Below are 23,943 nucleotides of genomic sequence, written 5' to 3'. Positions count from 1 at the left end.
ACATGCCGCAAGATTTTTATGCAGTTAAGCATCCTTTTTTATGGTTTTTTCTACCAGAATCGTCTGCACATCCAACACAAACTGGCGGATATAGTCGATACTGCTGCCTGATGCTATCCGGCTGTTAGTTCCCCGGTTCAGCACAAAATACGGTCCTTTCTGATCCGGGATAAATTTCAACGCATGATCATATTTTGACAGAAGTTCCGGTATTTTTGCCGGATTCACCGCAGCTTTTTCATACATGACAAAACGCACCGTATTGCCACGCTCTACCACTTCCTTCATATACGCCTGATGCGCCAGCACTTTTATCAATGCAATGGAAAGAAGGTTTGTCACTGATTTTGGCGGGTCTCCAAAACGGTCTGTCAGCTCATCAAGCATCTCATCACTTTCCGAATCATTTTCAATGGCTGCAATTCGTTTGTAAATATCCAGTTTCTGTGTCTCGTTTGGAATATAGGATGGCGGGATAAATGCATCCATTTCCACATCTACTGTTGTATCGAAGCTTTCTTCCACTCCGATTCCCTTCTCCTGTTTGACAGCCTCATTGAGCATCTTGCAGTAAAGGTCATAACCGACTGCCTCCATGTGTCCGCTCTGCTGGGCACCCAGCAGGTTTCCGGCTCCACGGATTTCCAAATCCCGCATGGCAATCTTAAAGCCGCTTCCTAAGTCTGTATATTCCTTGATTGCAGCCAGACGTTTCTCTGCGATTTCTTTTAACATTTTATCCCGGCGGTACATTAAGAACGCATATGCCGTCCGGTTGGAACGTCCTACTCTTCCGCGAAGCTGATAGAGCTGTGACAGTCCCATATTATCCGCATCATGAATAATCATGGTATTTACATTGGAAATATCAAGCCCCGTCTCGATAATCGTTGTGGATACCAGCACATCAATCTCTCCGTTGATAAACTGATACATAATATCCTCAAGTTCCCGTTCCTTCATCTGTCCGTGGGCAAATGCCACATTGGCATCCGGCACCAGTTCTGAAATTTTCGCTGCCATTTCTGCAATCTGGTTTACCCGGTTAAATACATAATAAACCTGTCCGTCTCTTGCTAATTCCCGGCAGATTGCCTCCCGCACCATTTCTTCATTATATTCCATGACATAAGTCTGGATTGCCACACGATCCATCGGCGGCTCCTCTAAAACACTCATATCACGGATTCCGATAAGGCTCATATGCAATGTCCTTGGAATTGGTGTTGCCGTTAAAGTCAGCACATCCACATCCTTTTTCATCTGCTTGATTTTCTCTTTATGAGCCACACCAAAACGCTGCTCCTCATCGATAATGAGAAGTCCCAAATCCTTAAATTTCACATCCTCAGAAAGCACTCTGTGGGTTCCGATAATAATATCCACCATGCCTTTTTTCAAATCTTCGATGGTTTTCTTCTGCTCTTTTGGGCTGCGGAAACGGCAAAGCAAATCTACTCTTACCGGGAAATCTTTCATCCGCTGGGCAAAGGTATTATAGTGCTGCTGCGCCAGGATTGTGGTCGGTACTAAATAAACTACCTGTTTTCCCTCCTGCACCGCCTTAAAGGCAGCACGGATTGCCACCTCCGTCTTGCCATATCCTACGTCTCCGCAAATCAGACGATCCATAATCTTGGTGCTTTCCATGTCCTTCTTGGTTGCTTCAATGGCAAGCTCCTGATCTTCTGTCTCCTCAAATGGAAACATCTCTTCAAATTCCTTCTGCCATACAGTATCCGGACCATAGACATAGCCTTCTTTGTTCTGCCGGATAGCATAGAGTTCCACCAGTTCGTGGGCAATTTCTTTTACCGCACCACGCACTCTGGTTTTTGTCTTATCCCAGTCCGGGCTGCCCAGCCGGTTTAGTTTTGGTTTCTTGGCATCGGAACCGGCATATTTCTGAATCAGTTCCAGCTGGGTTGCAAGAATATAAAGATTGCCTCCCCTGGCATATTCAATCTTGATATAATCCTTGACTTTTTTATCGACTTCGATTTTCTCGATTCCACGATAAATGCCAAGGCCGTGATTTTCATGTACCACATAATCACCTACATGAAGGTCACGAAAGCTCTGTATCTTTTCTCCCTCATAGAGGCGGTGTTTCTTCCGTTTCTTCTTTTCCTGCCCGAATATATCACTTTCTGTGATAACCGCAAATTTAATCAGCGGGTATTCGTATCCACGTTTTACTTTTCCATAGGCAGTTAAGATTTCTCCCGGCTGCAATTCCCGTTCAAAATCTTTGGCATAATAACAGCTTACCTCTTCTTCCTGTAAATCCTTCGCCAGATGCTCTGCCCTTGTCTTAGATGCGGATAATACAACGACCCGGTATCCGTTTTTCTTATAATTCTTTAAATCCTTCACCAGCGTTGCAAAGCTGTTATTATAGGAATTCACACCCTGCACCTGAATATGGTAACGGTTCGTAATGTCTAACTCCCGCACCTTCATATCCAGTGCTGCCAGTGCAAGTCCGTGGAAACTCTGCATCTTCGCAGTAATTTCCTTTCCGGTAAAGAGCGTTTCTGCCTGTCCCGGCAGGATATAACCCTTCTCCAAGCGCTGCTTCATGCTCTCTTCAAATTCCTGCTCTGTCACTCTGCCCTTTTCCATCAGCCGGGCAGGTTCATCCAGGACTAAAAGAGTCTCGTCTTTGCCAAAATAATCCAAAAGGCTTACCGCCTCCGGGAAGAAATATGCAAGGCTGCTGTCCAAATTAGCTGCACCACCTAATTCTTCTATCTCTTCTTCCAAAGCAGCCGCCGTCTGTTTGATGCGATGGCCTTCTTCATTTTTCATCTGGTCGCGGAACTTCTTTTCTGCTTTTACCGCTTCCTGTCGAATTTTCTTCAAGCCCGCCTGCTTCCGTTCTTCCGTCAGCACCAGTTCCGTTGCAGGATACAACGTAATTTCTTCCAAATTCTCTATGGAACGCTGGCTCTCAGCCTCAAAGCTTCGCAGGGAATCAATGGTATCTCCCCACATTTCAATACGCAGCGGATTTTCTTCCGTCAGAGGATATATATCAAGGATTCCTCCACGCACCGCAAATTCTCCCGGCATTTCCACCTGATAATTGCGCACATACCCCATCTGCAAAAGCCGCTTTGTCTCTGCCTCAAAGTCTAATTCGTCTTCCACCTTATAAGTACGCACCGCTTCTTTAAAGGCTTCCAGTCCTGCCATCCGGTTCATCAGTCCGTCAAAAGTCAATACCACTGTAACCGGCTTCTTTTCGGATAAACGTTTTAACAGGGCAATCCGCTCTCCGGTAAGCTGATTACTTCTGATATCCGACTGATAAAATAAAATATCCTTCGCTGGGAAATAGAGAGTCTCCCTGTCGAAAAAACGATAATCTTCTAAGATTTCCCTTGCTTTTTGTTCGTTAAAAGTAACGATGATTTTATTTCTAAAACCATCGTTCGCCGCAAATACCATATGTGCCTTCTGCGCATCCATGCATCCGGATATCTGAACGATACCCGGACTGCTCTTTAGCTGCTTTAAGGCATTTTGCAATTCTTCCAGTTCCGAAAGGGGCTGCAAAAATACATTCATAATGTTCTTCCTTTAATTATAGTCATTCATTGCCTGTTCGATTTTTCCATCGACAATCAGTTCTACCGCAGATACCGCATCTAAAAATGCTTCCTCTGCCAGTTTCCGGTCTGCCTTATCCATATGGCCAAGGACATGGTCTGCCAAATCCCAGCCCTGTGGTTTCTCACCGACACCTACCTTGATCCTAGCAAACTGCTCTGTTCCCACCTGCGCAATGATATTTTTAATTCCATTGTGTCCGCCGGCACTGCCTTTTTTACGAATCCGTATTCTTCCCGGTGCCAGGCTGATATCATCAAAAATCACTAACAATTCACTGGCCGGATCCACTTTATAGAAATTTACTGCTTCAGCGATGCTTTCTCCGCTTAAGTTCATAAAAGTCTGTGGCTTCACCAGAACAACTTTTTCACTTCCGATCATTCCTTTGCCGCAGATTGCTTTATACTTTTTTTCGTCCATCCTTATATTATATTTTTCTGCCAGTACATCCATGACATCAAAGCCAACATTATGTCTGGTATGTTCATATTTCTTTCCAGGATTTCCAAGTCCCGCTATAATGTACATTCTTTCTTCCTTCTTCTGATGATTTCTGCAGCTGATTCTAACTGCTTCTGGTCATTTACTCCATTGATGTCTTCCGGGCTTTCCAGTGCAAATGCATCTACACGAAGTCCTTTATCCTTTAATATCGTAAGCGTATCCGGCAGATAATATTCACCCTGTGCATTATTCGGCTGAATCTTATCCAATGCCTGTGATAATTCCCAGGTATTAAACACATACATTCCGGAATTAATCTCATGGGATTTCAACTCTTCCTCGTTTGCATCCTTATGTTCTACGCTCTTTATAAATTCTCCTGATTCATTGCGGATAATTCTTCCGTATCCGGTCGGGTCATCTATCGTTGCTGACAATACGGTTACTGCATTTTTATGCTGGATATGATGCTCCAAAAGCTGCTTTAAGGTTGCAGATGTAATCAGTGGTGCATCTCCAAAAAGAATCAGTGTATTTCCTTCTTTTCCCAGGAAATCCTTGGCACATTTTACCGCATGACCAGTTCCAAGCTGCTGCTCCTGCAGTACAAATGTTACATCATCTTTATGTGAAATGGTATTCTCTACCTCTTCATGCTTATATCCTACCACCAGACAGATATCCTCCGCTCCTGCTCCTTCTGCCGCTTCAATTACATAATCTACCAGACACTTTCCGTCTATTGTATGCACTACTTTCGGAAGGTCTGACTGCATTCTGGTTCCCTTTCCAGCTGCCAATATTACCGCTTTTAATGCTTCCATATTTTTATCCTCTTTATTCCTCTCCGGCTTTCTGCCGAAAATACTGTTACATTTTAGTATACTTCTTTCTCAGAAATTTGTCATCCTTTTTTCCACAATATGAAATAGATGACAATGTAAATCTGCCGTGGGGCAAATGGAAAAGCGAAAAAGACTATAAGGAGCACTAAGAATTTTGAAAAAATTTTTATCAGTTCTGACAACCGGCGCAAATCAACATCCATGTTGCTTGCGCCTCGCCGGCACTTCCCTGTGCCGGCGTTGTCTGTTTTCGCCCGAAATTCCAAGTGCTCCTAACAGTCTTTTTCATGCTTTCTCATTTGCCCCACGGCATATTTATACTTCATTCTATCAATTGTTCAAAAAAAGAAGTGTGAAAAACAGGCTGCCACATTTCTGTGACAGCCTGCTCGTCTTCCTTATTCTATGTACGTGTTACGCCTCCTCAGCTGCGATTTCACTTTCGTACTTTTCTAAAATAATCTGCTGTATCTTATTTCTGGTATCTGAGTTAATTGGATGTGCAATGTCTCTGTATTCCCCATCAGCAGCCTTGCGGCTTGGCATTGCAATGAATAGCCCCTTCTCTCCGTCAATCACCTTGATATCATGTACAACAAATTCTTCATCTATGGTAATAGATACCACAGCTTTCATTTTACCTTCTTTTTCAACTTTACGTATTCTTACATCTGTAATCTGCATTATGTTACCCCCTTCACGCCTTTCTCTTAAGTCTTCTGCCTACAGTGCATATCTGTCATTGCGCTCAAGTACAACCTTTACTCCGTCGTCACCGCAATAATACGTGTTGGCTTTCAGCGTTCCACGGCTTTCCACGATACAGTTTTCAATATGCGTATTATCTCCAATGTATACGTCATTGAGAATAATGGAATTCTTGATTACACAATTCTTTCCTACAAACACATTTTTAAACAATACAGAATTTTCTATTTTACTGTTGATGATACATCCACTGGAAATCAGGCTATTCTTCACATCAGAACCTGCATTGTATTTTGCTGGTGGATAATCATCTACTTTCGAATAGATATGCGGTGTCTCACGGAAGAAGTAATTTCTCACATCCGGTTTCAGGAAATCCATATTTGTATTGTAATATGAATCTACTGTTGCAATATTGCTCCAGTAATCTTCCATTTTATATCCATAAATTCGTTTCATATTCTTATAACGAATCAGAATATCTGTAACGAAATCCCATCTGTCTTCCTGACCGCTCCGCTCTAACATTTCAATCAGCTGTCTTCTGCGGATGATATAAATACCGGTAGAAATTGTATTAGAGCTGGATACCATAGGTTTCTCTTCAAACTCTGTGATTCTGGATTCTTCATTCATGCGGATTACACCAAAGCGGCTGATATCTGCGCCTTCCGGCATATCCTTGCACACAACAGTTATATCAGCTTTCTTCTCAATATGGTAATCCAATACCTTATTGTAATCCAGCTTGTATACACAATCACCACCTGTAATAATTACATATGGCTCATGACGTTTTTTCAAGAAATCAATGTTCTGGTACATTGCATCTGCAGTTCCTCTGTACCACCAGCTGTTGTCAGCGGTTACAGTAGGAGTGAAGGTATAAAGACCTCCCTGTTTTCTCCCGAAATCCCACCATTTGGATGAGCTTAAATGTTCATTTAAAGAACGTGCATTATACTGAGTCAGCACTGCAACGGTCTGAACATGTGAGTTGCTCATATTACTCAATGCAAAATCAATGCATCGGTAACTTCCACCGATTGGCATTGCTGCAATTGCACGCTTGCTGGAAAGTTCCTGCATACGATGATTGTTTCCACCTGCTAAAATTAATCCTAATGCCTTCATATTCTGTCACCTTCCTTAATAATAGCTCCACCGCCTGCTAACATTCCATCTGGATAATCTGACGGTTCCGTCACTCCGGAAATCGCTGTATTTTTTCCAATTGAAACTCCGTCTGGTATTACAGAATCTTCTCCGATAGTAACCAGATCAGATGCATATACTTTTTCATTCAATGTGCTTGGTGCATACTCTCCTACGCCTAAGTGGCAGTTTGCTCCAACAATGGTCTTATCTGCAATAATGGATTTCTCCACCACAGTATTCTCTCCAATCACACATTCTTTCATGATAATGGAATTGTGTACCACCGCACCCTTTTCAATCCGGACTCCTGCACCAATTACAGAATTCTGCACTTCTCCATAAATTTCAGCACCTTCTCCGATAATGCTGGTATCAACCTTGGACTCTGCTGCAAGATACTGCGGAGCTACATTATCGCTCTTGGTATAAATCTTCCAGTATTCTTCATAAAGGTTAAATTCCGGAATCAGATCAATCAATTCCATATTTGCTTCCCAATAGGAGGAAAGTGTTCCAACATCCTTCCAGTAACCATTGAATTCATAAGCAAATAAACGCTTTCCATTCTCATGGCAGTATGGAATAATATGCTTTCCGAAGTCACAATTACTCTGATCCTTCATAGCAATTAAACTGTCACGCAATACTTTCCAGTTGAATATGTATATTCCCATGGATGCGAGGTTACTTCTCGGATGTTCCGGTTTTTCCTCGAACTCTTTAATTTTTTTATTTTCGTCTGTTATAACTACACCAAAACGGCTTGCTTCTTCTATTGGAACAGGCATTGCTGCAATTGTTACGTCTGCATTATTTTCCTTATGGAAATCAAGCATTACTTCATAATCCATCTTATAAATATGGTCGCCTGATAAAATCAGCACATAATCCGGATTATAAGTCTCCATATATTTCAGGTTCTGGTAAATCGCATTTGCTGTACCAGTATACCATTCACTGTTATCACTTCTCTCATATGGTGGAAGAACCGTTACTCCTCCGTTATTACGGTCTAAGTCCCACGGAATTCCAATTCCAATATGTCTGTTTAATCTCAATGGCTGATACTGTGTCAGCACTCCAACGGTATCAATACCTGAGTTGATGCAGTTGCTCAATGGGAAGTCGATAATACGATACTTTCCTCCAAATGCGACTGCAGGCTTTGCTACACCGGAAGTTAATACTCCAAGACGGCTTCCTTGTCCGCCCGCCAAAAGCATGGCTATCATTTCTTTCTTAATCACGTCATTCACCTCTCGTCATAAAATCAGGTCATTTTGGTATAACAAAAGTATAACACACTGCCCATATGTTGTACAGCATTCTGTATAATTATTTTATCTTTTTTCGCATATTTTAGTCATTTTAGACAATTTTTGAACATTTCTTGTCATTTTTACAAAATCACCTCCATTATTTTGCATTCTTTTTTCCTGACAGACAAAATAGATTTGCAAATTCCCTGCATATGGTTATAATATTAGGAAGAAATCTTTTCTCAAGAAACGAAATTATAAGTCAGGCAGGTAAAGAATTATGTATTCATTAAATTTTGAAGAACCTATTCATGTACATTTTATCGGTATTGGCGGTATCAGTATGAGTGGTCTTGCAGAAATCTTGCTGGAAGAAGGTTTTACCATTTCCGGTTCTGATGCAAAGCAGTCTGCGCTTACCGACAGCCTTGCCCAAAAAGGCGCAACCATTTACATTGGCCAGAAAGCATCTAACTTATCCATCCGTCCTGCACTGGTTGTCTATACTGCTGCCATCCGCGAGGACAATGAGGAATTTAAAGCAGCCGTAGATGCCGGTATTCCAATGCTTTCCCGTGCAGAACTGCTTGGACAGATTATGGATAACTATGAGAAATCCATTGCAGTTGCCGGTACCCATGGAAAAACCACTACCACATCCATGATTTCACAGATTCTTCTTGTTGCAAAGGCTGACCCTACAATCAGTGTTGGCGGTATCTTAGAAGCAATCGGCGGAAATATCCGCGTAGGTGGTTCAGAAGTATTCATTACCGAGGCCTGCGAATATACCAACAGTTTCCTGCATTTTCATCCGAAATACAGTATCATCACCAGTGTGGAAGCTGAGCATCTCGACTTCTTCAAAGATATCGATGATATCCGCCGTTCTTTCCATGAATTTGCCGGAAATACTGCACATGATGGTGTATTAATCATCAACGGTCAGATTGCAGCTTTAGATCAGATTACCAACAATTTGTCCTGTAGCGTCACTACTTATGGTTTATGCGAAAACGATGACTTTTATGCTAAAAATATTACTTATAATGACCATGCCTGCGGCACATATACTCTGATGCACAAAACCGAAGACTTAGGAACCGTTTCCTTAAGCGTTCCAGGCAGGCATAATGTCTCCAATTCGCTGGCTGCCATTGCACTTTGCTTAAATCTCGGTCTTCCTTTGGATGTTATCAAAAAGGGACTGCTTCAGTTTGGCGGCACCAAACGTCGTTTTGAATACAAAGGAACAAAAAACGGTATCACCGTTATCGATGATTATGCCCATCATCCGACTGAAGTAGCTGCTACATTAACCGCAGCCCGGAATTATCCACACGGACGGATTATCTGCGTTTTCCAGCCACACACTTATTCCAGAACCAAGGCATTCTTAAGTGATTTTGCCCGGGTACTTTCCATGGCAGATATTGTAGTCCTTGCAGACATCTATGCAGCCAGAGAGAAAAATACGATCGGAATTTCTTCCAAAGACCTTTTGGCAGAGCTTCAGAAAAACGGTCAGGAAAGTTATTACTTCCCGTCTTTTGATGAGATTGAAAAATTTTTATCGGAAAAATGCATAAACAATGATTTGTTGATAACTATGGGGGCCGGAGACGTGTATCTTATAGGAGAACACCTGCTTCAGCAGTAGTTATCCACATTATCCACATCGTAATTCACATTTTTGTGAATTATGGATGTGGATTTTTTTGTTTACATAATGTATTTTTGAAAATCGCCATTCTATCTGCATTAACCGCCAAACTGCTCCCATTTCAGTTACCATAATGCACTTTCAAAAGAAAGTTATCCACATTATTCACAATTCTGTGCAAATGTGGAAACCCTTGATTTTACTGGATTTTTGGTTAAAATAAGACTTCTCAATTTTAGATTCATATGCTATAATGTGGTCGGTGAAAGAGGGAGTTCTTATGACAGACATAACATTACATACGAAAAGCAAATCCACGGTTACCTGCGTATCCAATACCTTTATTGATGAGTATATGGCAGATGCCAATGGAGAATTTGTAAAAATTTATTTATATTTACTCCGCTGCATCAACGCAGCTGAGAATTTTTCCATTTCTAAGATGGCTGATAAATTTGACCATACAGAAAAGGATATTAAACGTGCCTTAAAATACTGGGAGAAGAAACACTTACTCCAGTTAGAATATAATTCCGGCGAACAGCTTACCGGCATCTGCCTGTGTGAGCCTGTTTCTGCGGTTACGCAGGATTCTGAACATGTGGAAAAGCCTACGGAAGTATCTTCTGTAGATATCCGTCCATCCTATACGAAAGACCAGATTCTGTCTTTCCAGAACGATGAGGCTTCCAGTGATTTATTATTCATTATTGAACGCTATATCGGACATCCTTTGTCCATCAAGGATTATGAAACCATTCTTTACTGGTCAGATGAATTGAAATTCTCCACAGACCTGATTGAATATCTGGTAGAATCCTGTGTGGACAACGGTCATAAGAGCATCCGCTATATGGACAAGATTGCCCTTTCCTGGTCTGCTTCTTCTATCCGTACTGCGGAGGATGCCAGACGTTCTTCCAGTGCCTATAAGCAGACACATTATGGTGTCATGAAGGCATTTGGAATCAGCGGCAGAAAACTGGCTGAATACGAACTTGAACTGGTAGATAAATGGACCAGCCAGTTTGGATTTACACTGGATATCATTTCCGAGGCATGCAAACGGACACTGCAGGCGACAAATCAGCCAAGCTTCCAGTATGCCGATACCATCTTAGAGAACTGGCATAAATGCAATATCCACCATTTAGAGGATATTGCTATATTAGACACTGCTTACAAAAAAAGCAAGGCATCTTCTTCCCGCAATGTCACCGTAAACAAGACTGCCGCCAACCGGTTTAACAATTTTTCACAGCGTACCTATAATTTTGAACAGCTTGAAAAACAGCTCTTAAATAATTAAGACACTTTTTTCAGGAATACTAAAGGAGCATTTCATGTCTCTTAATAATTCACAATACGATACTTTAATCCGGCAATATAATGCCAGACAGTTTCACAATCAGCATCTTCTGGATGAACGCATTCAGGAAGTCTACGGAAAATGTCCGCGCCTTACAGAAATAGACAACGAGATTTCTTCCATCTCAGTAGCAAGTGCAAAACAGCTTTTATCTGATGATGGAGCAGAAGATTCCTCTGTTCTCTCTTCATTAAAAGAACAGCTTGCTGCTCTTCGCAGGGAGAAACAGAATCTGATTGCTTCTCTGGGTTATCCGGCTGATTATCTGGAACCGGTTTACACCTGTAAGGACTGTAAGGATACCGGTTATATTGGGAATGAACGCTGTCATTGTTTTGTACAGGCTGCCATTGATTTAGTCTATACGCAGTCTAATGTAAAAGATATTTTAGCCAAAGAGAATTTTTCGAATTTCTCTTATGCATACTATTCCAAAGAGCAGATAAATCCCACAACCGGATTATCTGCTTATGATACTGCAAAAAAAGCTGTTGCAGACTGTAAGTCCTTTATTGAGCATTTCGATACCTCTTTTGAAAATCTCTTTTTCTATGGAGCAACCGGTGTCGGTAAGACTTTTCTTTCAAACTGCGTTGCCAAAGAGCTTTTAGATAAAGGACATTCCGTTATTTATTTTACAGCCTTCCAATTATTTGATATATTTGAAAAGGACACTTTCCAGAAGGACGCTGCAGCTTCTGCTGCCGGACAGAATATCTTCGACTGTGATCTTTTAATCATTGATGACCTTGGAACCGAGCTTGCCAACTCCTTTACGGCATCCCGGCTTTTCCTGTGTCTGAACGAACGTATGCTGCGTCAGAAATCAACATTGATTCTACGAATTTAAGTATCGACCAGCTTGCTGATGTATATTCCGAGCGTATCTGCTCCCGCATCTTCAGCAGCTATACGATGATTAAGCTTTTTGGGGACGATATCCGTCTTAAGAAAAAGCTGCATTAATTACGCATTCAATTAGATGCTATATCTATTGAACTATATAAGATAAATTATTTCTATGGAGGAACCTATTCATGTCAAACAGTGAAAGAAACTTAGAAACCCTTCCTACTGGTTCTCTTGGAATTATTCCATTACAGAGCTGCCAGGAATTAGGAGAAAAAGTTGACAAATACCTTGTCAAATGGAGAGACGAAAGACAGCATCAGCACCAGAATGATGCAGCTTTTATGGGCTACAAACGTGATTCTTATATCATTGAAGCAGTTACCCCTCGTTTTGGTTCAGGCGAGGCAAAGGGAATGATCAAAGAAACGGTTCGTGGTTATGACCTTTATCTTATGGTTGATGTCACCAACTACAGCCTTACTTATTCTCTGTGCGGTCAGACAAACCATATGTCCCCAGACGATCATTATCAGGATTTAAAGAGAATTATTGCTGCAATTGGCGGCAAGGCAAGAAGAATTACTGTTATCATCCCATTCCTTTATGAAAGCCGCCAGCATAGAAGAAGCACCAGGGAATCTTTAGACTGTGCACTGGCTTTACAGGAACTGGTTGCCATGGGCGTTGACAACATTATTACATTTGATGCACATGACCCTCGTGTCCAGAATGCAATTCCTTTAAAGGGTGGTTTTGAAACTGTTCAGCCTGCATACCAGTTTATCAAAGGTATCTGCAAAAACGTTCCTGACTTACAGATTGATTCTGACCACATGATGATTATCAGCCCGGATGAGGGTGGTACCGGACGTGCAATTTATCTTTCCAGTGTACTTGGTCTGGATATGGGTATGTTCTACAAACGTCGTGATTACAGCAGAATTGTTGACGGACGTAACCCTATTGTCGCACATGAATTTTTAGGTTCTTCCGTAGAAGGAAAAGATGTTCTGATTATCGATGATATGATTTCTTCCGGAGAAAGCATGATTGACGTTGCAACCGAACTAAAGAAGAGAAAAGCAAACAGAATCTTTGTCGTTGCAACCTTCGGACTTTTCACCAATGGTCTGGAAAAATTCGATAAAGCTGTAGAAGATGGAACTATCTACCGTGTAGTTACCACCAACCTGACTTATCAGACTCCGGAGCTTTTAAGCCGTCCATATTATATCAACTGTGACATGAGCAAATATATTGCTTATATTATTGATACATTGAATCATGATGCTTCTATCAGCGAGCTCTTAGATCCAAACGAGCGTATCCAGAAGCTTATAAAGAAATATAAAGCTAATCAGAAAAAGAAATAAATAACAACAGCAAAAATGGCTTCGGAATTCCGAAGCCATTTTAATATCATGGGCAAAATAAAACTAGAATAAGTTAACCTTGCCTGCATATGTATCGTTTATAACATAGTATGCTGCATATTCTTCCGGTTTTAAATAAACCTTTAAAGACTTGATGCTGGATGCTCTGTGTCCGTCTGCTGTGAAAGCTTCTTTTGCTCTCTCAATCACGTTTGCAACAACATCTTCATTACCATCAAACTGAACAAATACTTCCGGTACAAGTTCTTTCTTCTCTACCTTAGTAGTTTTCTTAGCCGCTGCTTTCTTGGTTGCTTTCTTTGCGGTAGTCTTTGCTGCTGCTTTTACAGTTGTCTCTGCTTTCTTTGCTGTCTCCTCTGCCTTCTTAACTGTCTCTTCCGCTTTCTTTACTACGGTTTCTGCTTTCTTCGCTACAACTTCTTTTGCTTCTGCCTTAACCTCTTCTGCCTTAACTACTGCCTTTGTCTCTGTAGCTTTTACTGCTGCCTTTACTTCGGCTGCTTTTTCAACTGGTCTCTTCTGCATTATAATTCCCTCCCTGAAAATTAATCACACACTAAAAACTTCTCCATTGCTAATAGGGCTTCTTCTTCATCATTTCCCTCTGCAACAATGTTAACCGTCATTCCTTTGGACGGATTAAATGCCATAATTCCCATGATGCTCTTGGCATTAATTTTACGGTTATCACTTTCCAGAGTAATATTGCTGTCAAACTGGCAGGCAACCTGAACCAACTCTGCAATTGGATTATCGTGTTTTTTTGAAACGTTTGAAACTGTAACTTCTTTTCTACTCATGTTATCTTCCTCGCTTCTAAGTAGTACAATTAGTACAAAAGTTAATATATCCTACACGAACAGATTTTGCAATAGACTTTGTGAAAATACAGCACTAATACCGAAACTGCCAAAAAACTTCGGCTTTTTTTAGGCAATTTTATACGTTTTTTGCGTCTTTTTCACGCCTGTCTCTGCCTGCATCCCTATTCTGCCATTTTCATATAAGCAAAATATACATTACCTGCTGTATCAAATAAATTCTGTGCATCCGTCATTGACATCTTCTCTGTTGCACCGGTTGCCGGATTATAAATATAGACTCCTGCGTTATCATAGCCTGTAATCAATACAGCTTCGCTTCCACTGTTCATGGCAAATACCGGTGTTCCCAGATTGACATAATATAACACTGCATCCAGATCGCTTCCGGTCAAATCAATGACTACAGAGTCCTGCAGGGTATCCTTTAAAATTTGTTTTGGTGTATTTCCGGATGTCATCAATTCTCCTACACCAACATTTAATCCCTGCATCGAAAGCATACCATTGATTGCTTTTGCTATCGTTGTTCCGGATGCGTCTGCATCACCTATTGTAATCGTCAGTGGTGACTGGGAAGATTTTCTTGCCCTCTTCCAGATATACTGCTGTCTGCTTCCTACCACAACGCCCACATTATCATTTGCCACTGCAATGGCTTTTGCCGCATTATCTGTTGCCAGCACTACTCTTCCGGCAGAATAAGCATAATAATAATCTGTCTCTTCCGGCTCTTTCAGATTCACATTTCTCGGTGACTCCAATACAATCCGTTTCGGAGTCAGAAGACGATCCGAGCTTATCTCTTCTTCCTGTAATAATTGCAGCTGCAGCTGCGTCTGTTTTCGTTCCGTTACCGTACTGTGAATGCTGACTACTTCTGCAGAATCTCCCTCACGATTCATAATCGTATCCTGTTCTGCCGGAACATAAGCCATACCGTTATATTGTTCCCGGTTCAGATAAATAGTATAATCCACAACTTCTACAGACGCTACATAATATCCATCCTTATGATAATCTTTTAACACTCCGTGTTCTTCATCATCCGTATCTACAATATAAATATGATTCATCGGGAACTGTACATTTCCGGCAGAATCTGTATACACATCACTGTCATCTGCCTCTCCATAGATAAAATCATCTTCCATAAATGCCAGTGGCCGGATATACGTTCCTGCTGCCGCTGCCACTTCAAAGCTTTTCGAATTCTCCAGATTCAGAACAGTAATTTTCGAACCGCTGTCACTGTTGCCATCTGCAATATAAGCAACAAACTGGTTATTCTCTGATACCGCATAATTTCCTGTTTCAAATCCGCTGACTACTTCCTTTTCTTTGGTAGTAGCAAGATTAATCTCATACAGTGTCCCACCCATCATAATGTAGAACATTCCACTTTCATTTTCATACATCAGCTGTCCCAGTTCTGATTTCAGCACTTCGTAAGAGTGGGTGGATGGTATAAACAGTTCCTCTTCTACTGTATTTGCCACGCTGTCATAATGATAAACACCTACACCCACCTGACCTTCGTGGTTTCCCCTGTTCATATAACCATACACAACAAAATCAGCACTTCCTGTTTCATCCACCTTAATAATCCGGATATCATGTTCCTTATGATTTTCCCTGGAATCAATCCCCTCATAACCACGGAAGCTGAACACCTGGGAAAGCTTTTTTTCTGTCGCATTGTAACACCAGAGTTCTCCTTCTTTTACAAAACAGAGAATACTTCCTGTCTCATTACTCTTATATTCCATATCGGACGAACATATTCCAAGCTGTAAATAATTCTCATAAAAATCATCATTCTCTGCCCGGAAAATTTCATCCATGGTTCTCTCAAAATTCAATAGATACATCCGGTCATTGGTATAACGGACACGGTAATATTCTTCTACATTATAATATTCCAGTTCCCCATTATCTCCGGTTGCCGTCACTACATAATCCAATAGAATTACATTATAGGAATTATTGATTTCTTTGATGCTTACCGATGGGTCCGTCAGAACGGTCCCATTGAATTTATCCCATGTTACCTGTCGCAGTGTGGAATGAATACTGACATTGGCAAGTGTGGTATTATCCGCAGAAGAATCCGGTTCCATATAAGTTGCCAGAGAGCCGCTTCCATCCTCCTGAAATGTTTTTTCATGGAAATCTTTTGCAAAATCAATGCTTTCCTTCACATAACAATCCTGCGGTTCAATAATCCTTGTATAATAATTTAAAGTATCATCCCCATGCAGTAAATGTATAATCAACAGATATTCTGCATTGGAATCCAGAAGATTCTGAATCGGAAGGTCTGCTGTAATCACTCCATTCTTCTGGGAATAACTATCTACCTTCGCATCTGCAATAAGACGCTTAGTATCCATACTCCGGATCTCATAGGAAAGTTCATCCACTGCATAGCTTCCATTCTGAACGCGGATTGGAAGCAGCCTGTCCGTATCAATCGGCGTAATGCTGTCCCTCATGTAAACTGCATTCATTTCATCTACATACCCGTAGAGTTCATTGATTTTCTGCTCTTTATAATAAAGCTGGACAGTCGGCAGCGTTGCCTCCTCCAGTTCTGTTGTCATATCGGGATTTGTTTTATTTGTCAAAAAGCTAAACACTACGGTTGATACCAGAAACACACCTGCTAACACCAGTGCCCGAATCATTCCTTTATTCATCTGTATTCCTCATCTTCCTAAACTACGAAAAACACGCTTTGCGAGTTTCTCGAGTTATCGCGGTGCTCGTCAAATCTGCATGCAGGCATGCGATTTTTCTCGCTACTCACGTAAACAAACAATATAGCCATCAAAAAACGACAGCTATATTGTAATTCCTTTTTTGCAAAAGCTCAACCTCTATTTTATTATCCGCTACCAGCATCTGCGGCAGCGTCTGTAACGGCATCTGCGGTAAAACATCTCATGAAACAGAAGAATTTCCGGAGCATCCATTCCTTCCCGGCTTTCCCCAAGTCCCGCCTTATCACGGATTCTCTTACAAATCTGCCGCAACATCAGCCGGTCCGGATACTCGTCAAACATGAGACTTCCCTCATATTCCATCTTATCGCATTCTTCTTCCACCAGCTCCTGCACTTTTCTTATCTCCAGCGGATACATCTCTTTCATGCGGTCTAAATCCCTCTGATATTCTAACTCCGTCATGTAAAGATTCTGGATTGGATTTGTCATGTAAAAGGGCTGTTTGCCTGGCATCTGCTGCTGTTGCATCTTAAAGAAAATATCCTGATTATAATCCAATGTTTCCTTCTCTCCTGATTCTCATCAGTATAATATATGCAGCAGAGACTGTTTGTTGACGGCAAAAATGCTGTTATCTGTTTGTTTCCAACGACATCAGAAATAATACCGCTGTCAGTTCCTTTGGGAACATGGCATGCAGTTTCAGAATTTCTTTTGACGTCAGTGTGTCCTGTTGTGCCGCATAATATGCAGCCGCAGCTACCAGCATTTCTTTTCCAAAGTTTTTAACCTCTGCAATCAGTCCTGCCGGCTCCCTTAATTTATGTGCAATGATACATTCTGTCACCTGTCTCAACTCTGCATCTGCCAACTTCTTATGAAGTGTTTCCACAAAATGTTCCATGGAATATTCAATTGCTGCATCTACATCAAATACCTCTCCACAGATTTCTGCCGCTGCAAGGAAATATTCCCTCGGTGACATTTTCTCCTTTTCACTTCGTTCTGCCAGAAGTGTATGTACTTTATTAAATTCACTTTTCTTAGCAAAACGTTTTACCGGCATTTCATCCCTTACCAGTAAATCCAGTTCTGTCATCCGATACAAAAAGTGATCCATTGCCCTGCGGTATTTCTCCATGGATTCCTTTTCAAAGGTATATACATAGCCATAATATTTTCCATAAACCTTCATGGTATCCTGGTATCCCATTCTGGCATTTGCCATTAAAAGAGCATGGGCAAAATTCATCATGGTTCCAAGGGAGCGGCTTGGCTTGATATAAGTTACATACGGCCGCTTTGCATAGGCATCGTGTGCCGGTGATGTATGTAAATCAACAGCAATAATCTGCTGTGCTCCCATTCGGATAGCAAGGTCAATCGGAAGATTATCATAATAGCATCCATCCAGATACGTTGTCTCTCCGATTTTATGCATCGGAAATAATGGAAAAATTGCAGAAGATGCCAGAATATAATCTTTCATAAGTCCTTCCGGAATGTCACTCTTTGTCAGTTCACAGGGTTTTAAAGACGGAAATTCCACCGTAACCAATCCAAAGTCTGTCTTTGATTTCCGAATCTTATCCTCTTCTATCAGTGTTTCAATAAAAGCAGTAAAAGGTGAAATATCTGCACCTTTATTCTTTATATATTTTTTCAGGAATGGACCAATTGTCTCTCTCTGGTCATACATGCCCTCTATGGTATCCGTCAGATTGATTCCATCCTCCATCATATCTTCCATGGTTATGGTGCTCCATAGTTCATACGCTCTGTCATAATCTCCCGTTGCCATTAAGGCTCCGTTAATGGAACCTATGGATGTTCCGGTTACAATCTGATAATCAATGCCAAGTTCATTTAATGCTTTCCAGACTCCCAGTTCATAAGAGCCTTTCGTACCGCCTCCACTTAATGCAATTCCACGTTTCATATAAGTCCTCCTCCGGTTATCTCCCGGCTTCTGCCTTTCTTTTAAGAAAGCCAGACTGTCAGTTTCTCGCCATTGAATGCGAACTCATTTTTACGCCCTTTGTAACATATCACAAATTTCTTATATACTTTTTCATAACCTTTATGCAGCATCCGGACCGTTAATGTCTCATCCTTTGTGACGGTCATCTCATATTCATTATATTCACCATCCTGATATGTAAAATCTTCTCCGTCATCCTGATAATGCACATAACGGCCTTCTCCCGGATATACATCAAGAATCAGGGTATCCAGTTCAATCTCTCCCACATACTGCATCGGTTCAAAACATGGGATAATGCTTCCTGCTTTTACAAAAACCGGACATACATCAAGAGGTGCATCTTTTACAATATACTGCTTTCCGGTATATTTTTCCCTTGTATCATAGTCATACCAGATTCCCTCCGGCAGATACAAAAGCTTCTTCGTCATTCCCTGCTCTACTACAGGGGCTACCAGCATATGCTCTCCAAACAGGAATTCTCCATTGAGATTCCAGGTTTCTTTATCTTTCTCATAATGCAATACCAGTGGACGGATTACCGGCATACCATTCTGCTCCGTCTCATGGAATAAATCATAAAGGTATGGCAGTAATTTATAGCGAAGTTCAATATATTTCCGGTTAATATTTAACGCCTCTTCTCCGAAAAGCCACGGCTCCTGTCTGGTAGAACCCTTGGAAGAATGATTCCGGAACAACGGTGAAAAACAGCCGACCTGTACCCATCTTGACAACAGCTCCGGCGTCACATCTGCACCGAATCCACCTACATCTGTTCCGATAAATACCATACCGGATAATCCCAGATTGCACATCTGCGGAATTGCCATCCGCAGGTGCTCCCACAGGCTCTGATTATCCCCTGTCCATGCTGTGGTATACTTTTGGGAACCACTGTAACAGGCACGGGTGATTACAAATGGTCTTCTGCCGTCCTGCTTCTTCAAGCCTTCATAGGTAGCCTTTGCCATCAGATGTCCATAGACATTGTGCATCTGGCCATGGTCACATGGTCTGTCTTCGTCTGTAAATACCACATCTTCCGGCAGTTCTCCACGAAAGCTTGCCGGCTCATTCATATCATTCCATACACCGCGGACTCCTAAGTCCACAAGATATTTCTGTTTCTCTCCCCACCACTGTCTTACCTTCGGATTTCCAAAGTCAGGGTATACCGCATCTCCAGGCCATACTGCATTTACATAGGTATCCCCTTCCGGTGTCTTGGCAAAATATCCCTGCTCCATGCCTTCATCATACATATCATAACCTGGGTCTAATTTGACACCCGGGTCAATGATGGTAACAATTTTAAATCCTTTTTTCTTTAAATCTGCAATCACTTCACCAGGCCTGCCAAAGTCCTTTTCATTCCAGGTAAAGACCCGGTAGCCATCCATATAGTCAATATCCAGATGAATCGTATCAATCGGAATCTTTAATGCACGGTATTTATCCGCAATTGCGCGGATCTCTGCGGAAGTCTCATATCCCCAGCGCGACTGATGATAGCCTAATGTATAAAGCTGCGGAAGCGGTGTTCTTCCGGTCAGATAAGTATAATCAGCTACTACCTCCGGCATATTATCCCCGGCAATAAAATAATAATCCAGATTGCCACGGTCTGAGCCAAAGAAATAGTATTCCTTATTTTCTTTTGCCAGATCAAAATAAGTCTTACAGGTATTATCAAAAAAGATTCCGTATACGCAGCTTTCACGCAATGTTATAAAGAACGGGATCGATTTATACAATGCTTTAAAGGCTTCCGTATGCGCCGCCGGATTATCCGTATTCCACATCTCATAATCGTAATTCTTCTTATTTAATACCCCTGCTTTATCACCAAAGCCATAGAAGGCTTCGTCTCCTTCCATGCGTTTTACAGCCTGCACATGATAATTCTTATCTGTCGCCTGTGGCACCTCATGTCCCTCTGCTTTTAAGAATTCGATAAATTTCTCACTAATCTGTGTTGCAAATTTCCTTCCACCACGATAGTCCGCACAGAGAAGCTGTCCATTCACATCATAAAAATCCACCATAAAATTATCATATACGCGTATGATTAATTTTGCAGTCCGAACCTCAAGATAGTCAATTCCTTCCTGCACATCAAAATGTATATGCTTTGACTTTTCTCCCTCGATGGCTTTTGAACGATGTTCCTCACATTCGAACGGAACAAACACATTTACAATGTTATCTGTCAGAACCTCTAAACTTCCCTTGCCATATTCAAATGCAAAATGAATGATTCCATTCTCCACATAATAAGATTTTCTTTTTCCCAGCATACTTTTTCCTCCGCTTTTGCTTATATCAGCAGCAATGTGCCACCCACTATCATAAGTAATCCAAAGAATGCCTTTGGCTGTAGTCTTTCATTTAAAAACACAGATGAAAATACAATTGTAACTACAATGCTTAGTTTATCAATCGGCACCACTACACTGGCTTCGCCCAGCTGCAATGCCCGGTAATAACAAAGCCAGGATGCTCCGGTCGCTATTCCGGATAAAATCAGAAACATTCCATCCCGGAAGGTCATACTCCGGACCTGCTTCTGTTTCTTTGTCACAAATACTACCACCCATGCCATAACAAGTACCACTCCAGTACGATATGCCGTTCCGAGATTGGAATTCACACCATCTATTCCCACCTTGGCAAGGATGGATGTCAGGCTGGCAAACACTGCAGACAGCAGTGCATAGATAAGCCATGCCCGGCTCTTTGTGCCACCGCTTTTCTTTCTGGTAATCATGAGCATCGTTCCAACGCCAATTAATACCATGGCAATAATTTTCTTCTCGTTCAGTCCTTCATTTAAGAAAATGACTGCCAGAATCATTGTCAGGATTGTACTGGATTTATCAATCGGTGTTACTTTATTTACATCTCCTAGCTGCAATGCCCGAAAATAGCAAAGCCAGGATACTCCGGTCGCTATTCCTGATAACGCAAGATAAATTAACGTCCGCATTCCTATACTTCCGATTGGAGTATAAGATCCGGTAAGCCGTACCATAATCCATGCAAAAATCAATACTACAACCGTCCGGATTGCTGTTGCAAGATTCGAGTCTATTTTCTTAATTCCAACTTTTGCCAATATTGCCGTAATACCTGCAAAAAAAGCAGAGCCACATGCATATGCAAGCCACATATTTATTCCTCTTCTCTTGTTTGTTCTTTCCTGCACCCTTCATTCCCCATACATATCCTATTTCAGAAATCCATTTACAATCTGCTCCTCTGCCTCTTTTTCAGACAGTCCCAGTGTCATCAGCTTAATCAGCTGTTCTCCTGCTATTTTTCCAATTGCTGCCTCATGAATCAATGCTGCATCGATATCATTTGCTGCAAGAGACGGAATTGCCTCCACCTTTCCATTGTCCATGATGATGGCATCACATTCTGTATGTCCGCTACATGCATTATTACCACGAATATAAGAAACAAACTTCTGGTGGGAATCTCCCTTTGCTACCGAACGCGATACCACATTTGCACTGGAATGTGCTCCATTTAAATCTACCGTAAAATCTGTCTCTGCCTTCTGCTGTCCATGAGTCATAATACGTTCATGAATCACAAGGGACGCATCTTCTTTAAGATCTGCTTCGGTTGTACGGATTGTGGAGTCTACTCCTTTAATCTGAACACTGTCCATATCCATGAATCCGCCTTCTTCCATGTGGATCACGGTAGTTGGATTTAAGACTCTGGCTCCATTTCCATCCCCTTCACCATAATGCTTTTCTACATATTTTACTTTTGCATTCTTTCCTATATAAAAGGTGTGTATTCCATCATGCTGTGATGTCTGGTCTCCGCAGTTGTGGATACCGCATCCCGCAATGATTGTCACATCTGCACCTTCCCCGATATAAAAATCATTATACACCAGGTCCTTTAAGCCGCTTTCACTTAAGATAACCGGAATATGCATACTCTCATTCTTTGTTCCCGGTTTTACATAGATATCAATTCCCGGCTTGTCCTTCTTAGTTACAATATCAATATTTGCAGTTGTATTTCTTGCCTCCAGTTTTCCGTTGTTGCGGATGTTATATGCACCTTCCGGCACGCTGTGCAAATCTGATATCTCTGCTAAAAGATTCTTTTCTATACTGTCCATTTTCTCACCTTTTCCTAGACTAATTTTTCCATCAAAGTAGAGCAGGCTTCACTGCTGCCTAACAGCTTTGGAAGCACTTCTTCCCGGCTTCCGGCTGTGCTTACTTCTCCATCTGCAATTACAATAATCCGGTCTGCAATGTTTAAGATTCTCTCCTGATGTGAAATAATCAGAATCGAGCCATTGATTTTCTGATACATATTCTCAAATACCTGAATCAGATTGTTAAAACTCCAAAGGTCAATTCCTGCCTCCGGCTCATCAAATATGGATAATTTGGTTCCTCTTGCAATTATCATTGCAATCTCAATACGCTTTAGCTCCCCACCGGAAAGGCTGTCATTTACCTCCCTGCCAATATAATCCTTTGCGCAAAGTCCTACTTCTGAAAGATAGGAACATGCCTGGCTGATGGAAATATCTTTTCCCGATGCCAGTGTAATCAAATCCTTTACGGTCAATCCCTTAAATCTTACCGGCTGCTGAAACGCAAAGCTGATTCCCTTTCTTGCCCGTTCGGTAATGGATAATCCTGTAATATCCTCTCCATCCAATAAAATCTGTCCGGAAGTTGGTGTTACTATTCCGGCAATCAGCTTCGCCAGCGTGGATTTACCTCCACCGTTTGGTCCGGTAATTGCCACAAACCGGTCTTCTATCTTCAGATTGATATTTTTTAATATTTCCTTGTCTGCTGTTTCATCATTTACCTGAAAACTAATGTCTTTTAATTCCAGCATTTCTCTTTCCTCACCTTACTATCAGATTCACCTATCTGCCTCTCTGCGAACCTGGTTTTATAAAAAAAGGATAGCACAAAATGGCTTTTTTGCCAACTTCTTTCCCTTCTATTATACATTTTGGATTCTTTTTAATGAAATATTAATAAATTTTTATCGAGATTTACCGTTGTTTTTTTTCTTAAATAGATATATCCTTATTCAGTCAAAAGTAA

Annotated in this window: 18 protein-coding genes and 1 pseudogene; 4 read left to right on the top strand and 15 right to left on the bottom strand. The window is 41.4% G+C overall.

The window, feature by feature from the left end; genetic code table 11:
• Positions 1 to 24: 24 nt before the first annotated feature.
• The 6 genes from mfd to DW059_RS09820 all read right to left on the bottom strand — a co-directional run bounded on the left by mfd (position 25) and on the right by DW059_RS09820 (position 8,020).
• Entirely contained in the window at positions 25 to 3,573 is a 3,549-nt protein-coding gene (mfd, locus tag DW059_RS09845; protein WP_117698658.1) for a transcription-repair coupling factor, read from the bottom strand.
• Between the two features lie 12 nt (positions 3,574 to 3,585).
• Positions 3,586 to 4,146 carry an aminoacyl-tRNA hydrolase gene (gene pth, locus DW059_RS09840; protein WP_117698657.1) on the bottom strand — a complete coding sequence of 187 codons (561 nt, stop codon included), beginning with the start codon at positions 4,144 to 4,146 and terminating at the stop codon, positions 3,586 to 3,588.
• Positions 4,134 to 4,886, bottom strand: coding sequence for a sugar phosphate nucleotidyltransferase (locus DW059_RS09835; RefSeq protein ID WP_117698656.1), 753 nt, complete (start codon positions 4,884 to 4,886; stop codon positions 4,134 to 4,136). The genes pth and DW059_RS09835 overlap by 13 nt, the downstream gene beginning before the upstream one ends.
• Positions 4,887 to 5,321: 435 nt before the next feature.
• On the bottom strand, positions 5,322 to 5,591 hold the full coding sequence (gene spoVG / locus DW059_RS09830; RefSeq protein ID WP_117698655.1) for a septation regulator SpoVG: 270 nt from the start codon (positions 5,589 to 5,591) through the stop codon (positions 5,322 to 5,324).
• Positions 5,592 to 5,630: 39 nt separating this feature from the next.
• A complete protein-coding gene (glgD, locus tag DW059_RS09825; protein WP_117698654.1) occupies positions 5,631 to 6,749 on the bottom strand; it encodes a glucose-1-phosphate adenylyltransferase subunit GlgD in 1,119 nt (372 codons plus the stop codon).
• Positions 6,746 to 8,020, bottom strand: a complete 1,275-nt coding sequence (locus tag DW059_RS09820) for a glucose-1-phosphate adenylyltransferase (RefSeq protein ID WP_022243626.1) — start codon at positions 8,018 to 8,020, stop codon at positions 6,746 to 6,748. The genes glgD and DW059_RS09820 overlap by 4 nt, the downstream gene beginning before the upstream one ends.
• Positions 8,021 to 8,312: 292 nt before the next feature.
• Between DW059_RS09820 and murC the strand changes: the two genes are divergently transcribed.
• From murC to DW059_RS09800, 4 genes and pseudogenes are all read left to right on the top strand, one after another.
• Positions 8,313 to 9,692, top strand: coding sequence for a UDP-N-acetylmuramate--L-alanine ligase (murC, locus tag DW059_RS09815; protein WP_022243627.1), 1,380 nt, complete (start codon positions 8,313 to 8,315; stop codon positions 9,690 to 9,692).
• A gap of 283 nt (positions 9,693 to 9,975) precedes the next feature.
• Positions 9,976 to 11,004, top strand: a complete 1,029-nt coding sequence (locus DW059_RS09810) for a DnaD domain protein (protein WP_117698653.1) — start codon at positions 9,976 to 9,978, stop codon at positions 11,002 to 11,004.
• 34 nt (positions 11,005 to 11,038) lie between these two features.
• Positions 11,039 to 12,030 (top strand): annotated as a pseudogene (locus DW059_RS09805) (ATP-binding protein).
• A gap of 71 nt (positions 12,031 to 12,101) precedes the next feature.
• Positions 12,102 to 13,289: a ribose-phosphate pyrophosphokinase gene (locus DW059_RS09800; RefSeq protein ID WP_022243630.1), complete on the top strand. Its 1,188-nt coding sequence runs from the start codon at positions 12,102 to 12,104 to the stop codon at positions 13,287 to 13,289.
• Positions 13,290 to 13,352: 63 nt separating this feature from the next.
• Here DW059_RS09800 and DW059_RS09795 read toward each other — a convergent pair whose 3' ends face one another.
• From DW059_RS09795 to DW059_RS09755, 9 genes are all read right to left on the bottom strand, one after another.
• Positions 13,353 to 13,835 (bottom strand): DUF6465 family protein, encoded by a 483-nt coding sequence (locus tag DW059_RS09795; RefSeq protein WP_117698652.1) that lies wholly within the window; start codon positions 13,833 to 13,835, stop codon positions 13,353 to 13,355.
• A 20-nt stretch (positions 13,836 to 13,855) separates the two neighbouring features.
• A complete protein-coding gene (locus tag DW059_RS09790; RefSeq protein WP_117698651.1) occupies positions 13,856 to 14,110 on the bottom strand; it encodes an HPr family phosphocarrier protein in 255 nt (84 codons plus the stop codon).
• A gap of 185 nt (positions 14,111 to 14,295) precedes the next feature.
• A complete protein-coding gene (locus tag DW059_RS09785) occupies positions 14,296 to 16,830 on the bottom strand; it encodes a hypothetical protein (protein WP_117698650.1) in 2,535 nt (844 codons plus the stop codon).
• 195 nt (positions 16,831 to 17,025) lie between these two features.
• Positions 17,026 to 17,415 (bottom strand): hypothetical protein, encoded by a 390-nt coding sequence (locus DW059_RS09780; RefSeq protein ID WP_117698649.1) that lies wholly within the window; start codon positions 17,413 to 17,415, stop codon positions 17,026 to 17,028.
• Between the two features lie 73 nt (positions 17,416 to 17,488).
• The gene (locus DW059_RS09775; protein ID WP_117698648.1) at positions 17,489 to 18,796 is read right to left on the bottom strand and encodes a patatin-like phospholipase family protein; all 1,308 of its coding nucleotides are present in this window, start codon (positions 18,794 to 18,796) and stop codon (positions 17,489 to 17,491) included.
• 41 nt (positions 18,797 to 18,837) lie between these two features.
• The gene (locus tag DW059_RS09770) at positions 18,838 to 21,141 is read right to left on the bottom strand and encodes a glycoside hydrolase family 31 protein (protein ID WP_117698647.1); all 2,304 of its coding nucleotides are present in this window, start codon (positions 21,139 to 21,141) and stop codon (positions 18,838 to 18,840) included.
• A 20-nt stretch (positions 21,142 to 21,161) separates the two neighbouring features.
• A complete protein-coding gene (locus tag DW059_RS09765) occupies positions 21,162 to 22,013 on the bottom strand; it encodes an EamA family transporter (protein ID WP_117698646.1) in 852 nt (283 codons plus the stop codon).
• Between the two features lie 57 nt (positions 22,014 to 22,070).
• Positions 22,071 to 22,988: a SufB/SufD family protein gene (locus DW059_RS09760; RefSeq protein WP_117698645.1), complete on the bottom strand. Its 918-nt coding sequence runs from the start codon at positions 22,986 to 22,988 to the stop codon at positions 22,071 to 22,073.
• A 14-nt stretch (positions 22,989 to 23,002) separates the two neighbouring features.
• The gene (locus DW059_RS09755) at positions 23,003 to 23,728 is read right to left on the bottom strand and encodes an ABC transporter ATP-binding protein (RefSeq protein ID WP_117698644.1); all 726 of its coding nucleotides are present in this window, start codon (positions 23,726 to 23,728) and stop codon (positions 23,003 to 23,005) included.
• Positions 23,729 to 23,943: the final 215 nt, after the last annotated feature.

Origin of the sequence: Roseburia sp. AF42-8 (assembly GCF_003435965.1) — a bacterium.
GTDB lineage: Bacteria > Bacillota > Clostridia > Lachnospirales > Lachnospiraceae > Roseburia_C > Roseburia_C amylophila.
Note: the sequence above shows the minus strand (reverse complement) of the source record. Positions and strands in the feature narration are given on the sequence as shown.